Origin of the sequence: Flavobacterium lotistagni, assembly GCF_011392125.1 — a bacterium.
Lineage (GTDB): Bacteria > Bacteroidota > Bacteroidia > Flavobacteriales > Flavobacteriaceae > Flavobacterium > Flavobacterium lotistagni.
Genome location: NZ_JAAJBU010000012.1, coordinates 90,785 through 99,911, shown reverse-complemented (window position 1 = coordinate 99,911; position 9,127 = coordinate 90,785). Strand labels below are relative to the sequence as shown.

The window sequence follows — 9,127 nt, the reverse complement described above, 5'->3', positions numbered from 1 at the left end:
AATAAGTAACCGAACCTATAGTATTCAAAGTAGGTGATGCTACCGAAGCGCCACCAGTAGCTGCGTTGAACCAGCTCAAGGTTTGTCCGGCAAGAACAGTAGCGGTAGCAGTTAAAGTTTGAATCGGAGATTGCTCACATTGGGTAATATTTCCACCTGAAACTGGAGCCGCCGGAGCTGCGTTGATGGTCAAGGTTACCGGTGTTCTGCTCAGTGAATTACAAGTTCCGTCGTTGGCTTGTGCGTAATAAGTAACCGAACTTATAGTATTCAAAGTAGGTGATGCTACCGAAGCGCCACCAGTAGCTGCGTTGAACCAGCTCAAGGTTTGTCCGGCAAGAACAGTAGCGGTAGCAGTTAAAGTTTGAATCGGCGATTGTTCGCATTGGGTAATATTTCCACCTGAAACCGGAGCTGCCGGAGCTGCGTTAATTGTTAAGGTTACCGGTGTTCTTGTAGCAGAAGCACAAGGGCCACTTACGGTTTCAGCATAATAAGTAATCGAACCAGTAGCATTTAAAGTGGGTGAAGCTACACTAGCTCCTCCAACGGCAGCATTATACCAAGTCAACGTTTCTCCAGCTAGAACAGTAGCTGTAGCAGTCAAGGTTTGTATTGGCGATTGCTCGCATTGGGTAATATTTCCACCGGAAACTGGAGCCGCCGGAGTTGGTGGTTGCGGATTAATCGTCACATTAGTTAGCGGAGAAGTACAACCAAAGGCATTTCTTGCTCTTACATCATGAGGTCCTGGAGTGAGTCCGGAATAAATCAAAGTACCTGAATAAGCGCCTCCGTCTACGCTGTATGTTTCGCCTGCTACTCCGGTAATAGTGATTGTTCCGGTAGCTGTAGAACAGCTAGGTTGCGTGACAACTACTGAAGGAGCCAAAGGGCTGGTAGCAGGAGTACAAGCAGTCGAGAAGCAACGTACTGTTCCAGCAGTAAAGCAAGTACCGACTGCACCGGAAGGAGTTACATATAGGTCTACATAATCACCCGGTGCAAGGCCTGATCGGGTATATGTTAGGATGTTTCCTACTGTACCAAATTGAAATGGCCCGCCGTTTATGGTGTAAACAACTGTATATGTTCCGGCACCTGGAACTGCACCCCAATTAAATGTGATTTGATTGAAAGTAGTCGCCCCACATGTAATCGTAGGTGATAATAATGGGTTAATCGTTACTACTTGAGTCGTAGTACAGCCTCCTAGATTTCTATAGGTTATAGTTGCAGTACCTCCAGAAACGCCAGTTACAAGACCTGTATTGTCTACTGTGGCTACAGCAGGATTTGAGGATTCCCAGGGTATGGTTGCATTCGGAAAAAGAGAACCCGCCAATTGCAAAGTACCTGCAGCACAAGTGGTGTAAGTGCCGCTTGGCGATGTAATAGTGGGGAAGTTAGCAACATAGACATTAGCCGAAAATAAATTGCCCAAATTGTCTCTATAGGTGATAGTCGTGGCTCCTAAAACTCCAGTAGCCGTTACCAATCCGGTATTGCTGACAGTCGCAATGGCTGGGTTGGAGGATGTCCAAGGGGTTGTTGGATCAGGTGTTCCTGAGCCTGTCAACTGTGTGGTTAGTGGTCCGGGCAAACAGATGCTGAAATTTCCCGTGATGGCATTGGGCGCTAGTGTAGTACGAGATGAGATTTCAGTATCTTCAGTGTTTATTAGATTTGATTTATTGCCAGAATCTACTGTTATTTGAGCAAACGCAGCGGTAGATAACAGCAATAAAAGTAGTAAAGTTCTTAATTTAAATTTATTGGGGATAAGCTTCATAATTGTTGGGTTCCTTCGTTTTGTTTAAATCGAGTGAGGCCGTGAACTTCTGTCAAGCACCCGAATTAGCTAGAATTTCGAAATTGATTTTTGTACCAACATGACTTCACAAAAAAGTAAGTATATTAACCTTTAATTCCGTCATTCTGAAAGCTTTCAACTTCAAAAAATTCGTCTCAAAATTAAATTATTTTCATTATAAACCAACTGAACAAAGATTAAATTTTAAAGATATGTTAATTTAAAATTGTGCAATTCTTTTTTTATTGTAATCTCGATTAATTTTTGTTTTTATTTTTCTAAAAATCAAATGATTATGATGTCTTAAGTTCTTCTTAAAAATACTATAGCTTCATCAAAACTTAACCATAAAAAAAGCCTGAATCATCTTCAGGCTTGTTGAATTAAAATGAGATTTTGGCTCGAATTAAATATCGTCGAAATCCACATCTGTAAAGTTACTGGCCTTGGGTGCAGTTTCTTCAGTTCTTTCAGTGGTGTATTCCTTTTTGAAATCTTTTTGGTGACGCTCCGAAATCACTTCTTCGCCTTTGTGATTTAAAACATAAGAAGTCATGTCTTCCAAGATTTCGGTGAATGCAGCGAAGTCTTCTTTGTACAAATAAATCTTGTGTTTCTTGAAATGAAACGAGCCGTCTTCTTCAGTAAATTTTTTGCTCTCAGTGATTGTGATGTAGTAGTCATCGGCCTTAGTAGCGCGTACATCAAAGAAATAAGTTCGTCTGCCTGCTCTTAAAACTTTAGAAAAAATCTCCTCTTTTTCTAACATGTCATTGTCTCTCATAATCCTGCAATCAATTAGTTTTTTGGTGTTAATTTCCATCCAAAAATGGTAAAAAATGTATTACAAAACAAAATTTTAATTCAATTCTTTTTCCGAAAGTTGTTTCAAATATAACTCGGCATAATAACCTTTCTCGTTTATAAGTTGATTATGAGTGCCTTGTTGAATAATTTTTCCACCGTCGAGAATGATGATCCAATCTGCGTTTTTCGCCGAAGATACTCTATGGCTAACAATAATGGTGGTTTTGTCTTTACAGAAAATAAGTAAATTGTTCAATATGGCTTCTTCGGTTTCGGTGTCTACAGCCGATAAACAGTCGTCTAGCAGCAGTATCGGCGCATTTTTGATGATGGCCCTCGCAATGGCAACCCGCTGTTTTTGTCCACCTGAAATTGTGATGCCGCGTTCGCCAAGCATTGTTTGGTAGGCTTTATTGAATTGAATAATATTCTCATGCACGACGGCTTGTTTGGCTGCCCATACCACTTCATCGTCAGTGGCATTTTCCTTACCGAATTTGATGTTGTTGCCGATGGTGTCTGAGAATAGAAAAGCATCTTGAGGCACAATGCCTATGCTGTCGCGCAAACTGTCTAGATTTAACTTACTGATTTCCTTTCCGTCAATCAATACCGCTCCTTCATTCGCCTCATAAAGCCTACTAATTAGTGACAAAATGGTCGATTTTCCTGAGCCGGTTTTTCCTAAAATCGCCAAGGTTTCGCCTTTTTTAATCGAGAAATTGACATTTTCCAGGGCTTGAATATTGGTGTCATCGTAAACAAAGCTCACATTTTTGAATTCAATCGAGCCATTAATCGGTGTTTTTTCAAGATGGGTATTCTGAATTTCCGGTTCTATTTTCAGAAATTCATTGATTCTTTTCTGCGAGGCTTCGGCTTCCTGAACCATCGAAGAAACCCAACCCAATGAAGCAACCGGCCAAGTGAGCATATTAATATACAGGATAAATTCGGCGATAGTACCAATACTTTGAATTGTTCCGTTAATATACATCAAGCCGCCAAAATAAATCACAACCAAATTGCTTACGCCAATCAGTGCAATCATCAATGGCCCGAACAAAGACTGCACTTTAGCCAAATGTAAACTCTTGGTTTTGCTTTCTTGCGACAAATCGACGAGTTGTTTTTGGTATTGATTTTCGAGTGAATAGGCTTTAATAACCCGAATTCCTGAGAAAACTTCTTGTGTGAAACTCGATATTTTCGAAAGATATTGCTGAAAAACTGTACTGCGTTGGTTGATTTCAGAACTCAATTTGAAAATCACGTAAGACAAAATCGGGAGCGGTAGTAATGAATATAGTGTCAATCTCGGCGAAACATTGTACATATATATAATGACAATCGCGAAACGAATAAATGTGTTAATGGTATACATCACCGCCGGACCAACATACATACGGACTTTGCCAACATCTTCACTAATCCGGTTCATCAAATCTCCGGTGCGGTTCTGTTTGTAGAAATTTTGCGTAAGCCGTTCGTATTGGCGGAAAACTTCATTCTTAAGATCGAATTCGATGTGGCGCGACATCACAATCAAGGTTTGGCGCATTAAAAAAGTCAGGAATCCGGCGATGATGGTAGTGGCAATTATCAGTAAAATATTATGAAACAGTTCTTTCTGAATTGTTGCTACACTTGGGTTGTTTGCCTTAGAAAAGTCTTCAATAGCTTTGAAAGATTTGCTGATGAGTTTTGGCGTGAACAAAGCGAAAATCTGCGCGACAATCGTGGTGATAATTCCTATTAAAAAACTGTATTTGTAGCGGACAAAATATCGATTCAAATATTGAAGTTCCTTCATGATATTAAGATGAACAGAAAATGATGTTTAAGGATTGTGTTAAAAGTGAAAGATATCTGTAATTGTATAAAATACTTTATATCAATGCTATTTTAATAATTCTACAATTAAACCCAAATATATTATGATATTTTGATTTAAATGATAAATTTGCATGGCGTTTTTGATAATGCCCCAATTAAAAATCACATTTATGACTACAGAAACCCTCACCCCAAAAGAGCTGCAAAAAATGGATCCCGTTTTCGGACAAATGTCTTTCAAAGACCACGAACAAATTGTTTTTTGCCATGACAAAGATACTGGTTTGAAAGCAATAATAGGCATCCACAATACTGTTTTAGGGCCAGCTTTGGGCGGTACCAGAATGTGGAAATATGACAACGAATGGGAAGCGCTTAACGATGTATTGCGCCTTTCCAGAGGAATGACTTATAAGTCTGCCATTTCAGGTTTGAACCTTGGTGGCGGAAAAGCCGTCATCATAGCCGACGCCAAAACAGAAAAAACTCCAGAAATGATTACCCGATTCGGACAGTTCGTCAACAGTTTGAGCGGTAAATATATCACAGCCGAAGACGTAGGAACTACTACCGAAGACATGGATCGCATTCGCAAAGTAACCAAATTCGTTACCGGTATTTCTGAAGAAATTGGCGGTTCAGGCAATCCATCTCCAGTAACAGCTTATGGTGTTTACATGGGAATGAAAGCTGCGGCCAAGTTCAAATTCGGTTCTGAAAAACTTCAAGGACGCAAAGTGCTTGTACAAGGAATTGGGCATGTCGGAGAAACTTTAGTAGACTACTTAACTAAAGAAGGTGCACAGGTTCAAATTACCGATATTAACGAAAACCGTGTTGCGGAAGTTAGCCAAAAATATGGAGCACAGATTTTTACGGGAAGCGATTTGTATGCAGCCGAGGTTGATATTTATGCACCCTGTGCTTTAGGAGCTACTATTAACGATAATACTATTGACAGAATTAAAGCGCAGGTGATTGCTGGTGCTGCGAACAACCAATTGGCCAATGAGCAGATTCACGGGCAAATCTTGAAAGAAAAAGGTATTGCTTATGCCCCAGATTTCTTGATTAATGCAGGCGGAATTATCAACGTTTACGGAGAAATTGTTGGCTACGGTAAAGAAGAAGCGATGAAAAGAACCGAGAACATCTTCAACACGACGCTCGAGATTTTTAATTTTGCCGAGCAGAAAGACATTACCACGCACCAAGCCGCTCTGTCGATTGCTGAAAAGCGCATCGAAGACCGCAAAAAAGAAGCGAAGTAATTTTATCGATTCACAATATAAAAGGAGCAATGAAAGTTGTTCCTTTTTTTATTTTATGGTTCTAGCTTTTATTCTCATAGGCGAGTGGTTCACATCAACCTTATAAAAATCAATATTAACATTAAAAGAACCTTCCGATGATTTTCGGTTGGAATAATATTGCTATTTTTGCCGCGCGTTCTTCGCAATAATCTTTAAAGTTCTTACCGCGTGTTAAACAGACGTCACATTCGAGTAAAAGTTATGCAATCGGTTTTTGCGATGCATCAAAGTGGTTCCGATCAAATCGAGAAACAAGAAAAGTTCCTGCTTCACAGCATCGAAAGCATCCGCGACCTTTATTTGTTGATGCTTTCCGCACTGGTAGAAATCGTCAAAAAGGAAGCCGATTTCCTTGATAAATCCAGTAAAAAACATTTGGCTACAGCTGAAGATAAAAACGCCAACCCGAAGTTCATTCGCAATGCTGTTTTTGAATCTTTAGCAGAAAATTTGTCACTCCAGACAGCACTTGGCGATCGCAAAATCAACAACTGGACACTCAATGATGATTACATTATCTTGTTGCTTGAAGACATCAAGAAAAGTGAATTGTATGCTAATTACATGAGAAATCGCGTAAATACTTTTGAAGAAGATCGCGAATTTGCCCAAGCACTTTTTATGGAAGTGATAGCCGCCAACGAAAAACTTTACGACTATCTCGAAGACTACAAACTCACGTGGGTAGACGATATTCCGGTAGTTAATACGCATATCATCAAGCAGTTGAAAGCATTAAAACCGGGCGAGCAAATCCAAATTCCTTCGGTTTATAAAGATGCCGAAGACCAACAATTTGCCACAGATTTGCTCAAGAAAACCTTGCTCAACGAAACCGAGCTGGCCAAAGAGTACATTCATAAAACACCGAATTGGGATACCGAGCGCATCGCAGAAATCGACACGATTATCTTAAAAATGGCGATTTGTGAGTTGCTTAAATTTCCGTCGATTCCGGTGAAAGTAACCATCAACGAATATTTAGAAATTGCCAAGGAATATTCAACACCCAAAAGCAGTATTTTCATCAACGGCATTCTCGACAATTTGGTCAAAGAATTCCAAACTGGCGGCCGACTTTTAAAAACCGGGCGCGGCCTAATGTAAATTTCAACTAACAATTAATTCAAAATTCAATATGCAACAACTTCAACAATTTCTGCCATTTATCTTGATGTTTGTGGTCATTTATTTCTTCATGATCCGGCCGCAACAAAAACGCGCAAAAGAAGAAAAACAGTTCGAAGCCGATTTAAAAGTAGGTGATAAAATCGTAACCAAAAGCGGCATTCACGGTAAAATTGCAGAACTAGCAGAAACTACGGTCGTAATCGAAACGATGTCGGGCAAACTAAAAATGGAACGCTCGGCGATTTCGATGGAAATGAGCGCGGCTTTGGCCAAGAAATAATTCCGCTGCACAAAAAAGAAAGCCTCAATTTGACTGAGGCTTTTTTCATATGATGATTTTGGGAAAATGATTATTTGTACTTGTCGTTCAAACCTATACCCAACAGTACCATCGGTTTGATTTTTTCCATGCGCCCGACTTTGGTTTCTTCCCGTTTGGCCGAATCTATATATTCAAGGTATTCACGTTGTTTGCCAGGGGTGAGTTTCTCAAAGTGTTTTTTTAATTCCAAATCGGCGAGCAATTGGTTTTGAAAAAAGTCAGAGATAATAGTTTCTTTTTTCACAGGTGCTAACTTTTTACCGAGTTTTTCATTCTCGATCGCTTCTTCAATATACTGTAGAATGGCCTTTTCGTCAATTTCATTTTTAGATGTAAAACGCCATTGTCTGAGCGCTTTGGTTACACCTTCTTGTGCATTGACCAATACTTTTTTCGGGTCTTTCAGAAACACGCCGTTGAAGAACCAAATCGTAAAATAGTTTTTGAAACCGCCAATGCCCACCACATTTTTGCCGTTGAAAGTATAGACTTCGCCGCCCCATTTGGTCGCGGGAACCAGTTGGGTTTTAGCTAAAATTTCCCGAAGCAGTTCCAGCTCATCGCCCCAGCTATTGGTTTTATTCCAACTGTTTTTGGTTTCCTTTTCCATGGTGTTATTTGTGTTTGGAAAAGTCTGTGCTAGCGGTAAGTTCTGCGATTTTGATGATGACCTCCACGGCTTTCTGCATACTTTCTACCGGAACGTATTCGTATTTACCGTGGAAATTGTGTCCGCCGGCGAAAATATTCGGGCAAGGCAAACCCATGTACGACAAACGACAACCGTCAGTTCCGCCGCGAATGGGTTTGATGATGGGTTTAATACCGAGGCTTTTCATGGCTTTTTCGGCCAAATCAACAATGAACATCACCGGTTCAACCTTTTCCTTCATGTTGTAATACTGGTCTTTTATTTCGGCAATCACAATGTCTTCGCCAAATTGGTCGGCAAATTTTTTATTGATTTTTTGGGTGATTTTCTCAATGCGTTTTTTCCGCTTCTTGAATTTCTTGGCGTCGTGGTCGCGGATGATGAGCTCTAGTTTGGTTTCCTCTATACTGCCTTGAAGCTGCGTCACATGGAAAAAACCTTCATAACCTTTGGTTTCCTGTGGCGTTTCACCTTTAGGTAATTTGTTGATGAATTGGTTCGCAATCAACATCGAATTGATCATTTTTCCTTTGGCATAGCCCGGATGCACGCTTTTCCCTTTTATGGTAATCTTCGCCCCGGCAGCATTGAAATTCTCGTATTCCAGTTCGCCAATTTGGCTGCCATCCATTGTATAGGCCCATTCGGCTCCGAATTTTTCTACATCAAACAAGTCGGCACCGCGGCCAATTTCTTCATCGGGCGTAAACCCAACTCGGATTTTCCCGTGCTTGATGGCTGGGTTTTTAATCAAGTATTCCATAGCCGATACGATTTCAGTCAGTCCGGCTTTGTCATCAGCGCCCAACAAAGTTAAGCCGTTGGTGGTAATGAGCGTTTGTCCTTTATATTGCAATAAATCTTTGAAATAACTCGGCGATAAAACAATGTTCTGTTCAGCGTTAAGCACGATATCGCCACCGTCATAATGGGTAACGATTTGGGGTTTTACATTCAGTCCGGTAAAGTCCGGAGTTGTGTCGTAATGCGCAATAAAGCCGATGGTCGGTACTTCGTGATCGAGATTGCTTTCAAGTGTTCCCATAACATAACCGTTCTTATCGATGGTTACTTCGGTCATGCCGATGGCTTTAAGTTCTTTGACCAGCAAATTGGCCAGCACGAGTTGTTTTTTGGTACTCGGAGTAGTATCTGAATTCGGATCGGATTCGGTATCGATGGTCACGTAACTGATGAAGCGGTCGATGAGGTGTTGCATTTTTTGAAGAATTAAATTTTGTGCCCGTAAATAT

Annotated in this window: 8 protein-coding genes; 3 read left to right on the top strand and 5 right to left on the bottom strand. The window is 40.5% G+C overall.

The window, feature by feature from the left end; genetic code table 11:
* From G4D82_RS12660 to G4D82_RS12650, 3 genes are all read right to left on the bottom strand, one after another.
* Nucleotides 1–1,792: Ig-like domain-containing protein (locus G4D82_RS12660; protein WP_166337662.1), on the bottom strand; the 1,792-nt coding region annotated here is incomplete at its 3' end.
* 427 nt (nucleotides 1,793–2,219) lie between these two features.
* A complete protein-coding gene (locus tag G4D82_RS12655) occupies nucleotides 2,220–2,597 on the bottom strand; it encodes a PUR family DNA/RNA-binding protein (RefSeq protein WP_166337661.1) in 378 nt (125 codons plus the stop codon).
* A 75-nt stretch (nucleotides 2,598–2,672) separates the two neighbouring features.
* The gene (locus G4D82_RS12650) at nucleotides 2,673–4,433 is read right to left on the bottom strand and encodes an ABC transporter ATP-binding protein (protein ID WP_166337660.1); all 1,761 of its coding nucleotides are present in this window, start codon (nucleotides 4,431–4,433) and stop codon (nucleotides 2,673–2,675) included.
* Between the two features lie 193 nt (nucleotides 4,434–4,626).
* Here G4D82_RS12650 and G4D82_RS12645 point away from each other — a divergent pair, with 193 nt between their 5' ends.
* The 3 genes from G4D82_RS12645 (at nucleotide 4,627) to yajC (ending at nucleotide 7,180) form a co-directional block, all read left to right on the top strand.
* The gene (locus G4D82_RS12645; RefSeq protein ID WP_166337659.1) at nucleotides 4,627–5,727 is read left to right on the top strand and encodes a Glu/Leu/Phe/Val dehydrogenase; all 1,101 of its coding nucleotides are present in this window, start codon (nucleotides 4,627–4,629) and stop codon (nucleotides 5,725–5,727) included.
* Nucleotides 5,728–5,970: 243 nt separating this feature from the next.
* Entirely contained in the window at nucleotides 5,971–6,876 is a 906-nt protein-coding gene (nusB, locus tag G4D82_RS12640; protein ID WP_166337658.1) for a transcription antitermination factor NusB, read from the top strand.
* A 31-nt stretch (nucleotides 6,877–6,907) separates the two neighbouring features.
* On the top strand, nucleotides 6,908–7,180 hold the full coding sequence (yajC, locus tag G4D82_RS12635) for a preprotein translocase subunit YajC (protein WP_166337657.1): 273 nt from the start codon (nucleotides 6,908–6,910) through the stop codon (nucleotides 7,178–7,180).
* 70 nt (nucleotides 7,181–7,250) lie between these two features.
* Here the strand turns inward: yajC and G4D82_RS12630 are convergent, their stop codons facing one another.
* Nucleotides 7,251–7,832: a YdeI/OmpD-associated family protein gene (locus G4D82_RS12630; protein ID WP_166337656.1), complete on the bottom strand. Its 582-nt coding sequence runs from the start codon at nucleotides 7,830–7,832 to the stop codon at nucleotides 7,251–7,253.
* Between the two features lie 4 nt (nucleotides 7,833–7,836).
* The gene (gene pepT, locus G4D82_RS12625) at nucleotides 7,837–9,093 is read right to left on the bottom strand and encodes a peptidase T (RefSeq protein WP_166337655.1); all 1,257 of its coding nucleotides are present in this window, start codon (nucleotides 9,091–9,093) and stop codon (nucleotides 7,837–7,839) included.
* Nucleotides 9,094–9,127 lie beyond the last annotated feature (34 nt).

What these genes read in the sequence shown, in the direction of transcription:
- G4D82_RS12630 (WP_166337656.1), bottom strand. Translation starts at nt 7,832, where the DNA reads ATGGAAAAGGAAACCAAAAACAGTTGGAATAAAACCAATAGCTGGGGC.
- nusB (WP_166337658.1), top strand. Translation starts at nt 5,971, where the DNA reads ATGCAATCGGTTTTTGCGATGCATCAAAGTGGTTCCGATCAAATCGAG.
- G4D82_RS12650 (WP_166337660.1), bottom strand. Translation starts at nt 4,433, where the DNA reads ATGAAGGAACTTCAATATTTGAATCGATATTTTGTCCGCTACAAATAC.
- G4D82_RS12645 (WP_166337659.1), top strand. Translation starts at nt 4,627, where the DNA reads ATGACTACAGAAACCCTCACCCCAAAAGAGCTGCAAAAAATGGATCCC.
- pepT (WP_166337655.1), bottom strand. Translation starts at nt 9,093, where the DNA reads ATGCAACACCTCATCGACCGCTTCATCAGTTACGTGACCATCGATACC.
- G4D82_RS12655 (WP_166337661.1), bottom strand. Translation starts at nt 2,597, where the DNA reads ATGAGAGACAATGACATGTTAGAAAAAGAGGAGATTTTTTCTAAAGTT.
- yajC (WP_166337657.1), top strand. Translation starts at nt 6,908, where the DNA reads ATGCAACAACTTCAACAATTTCTGCCATTTATCTTGATGTTTGTGGTC.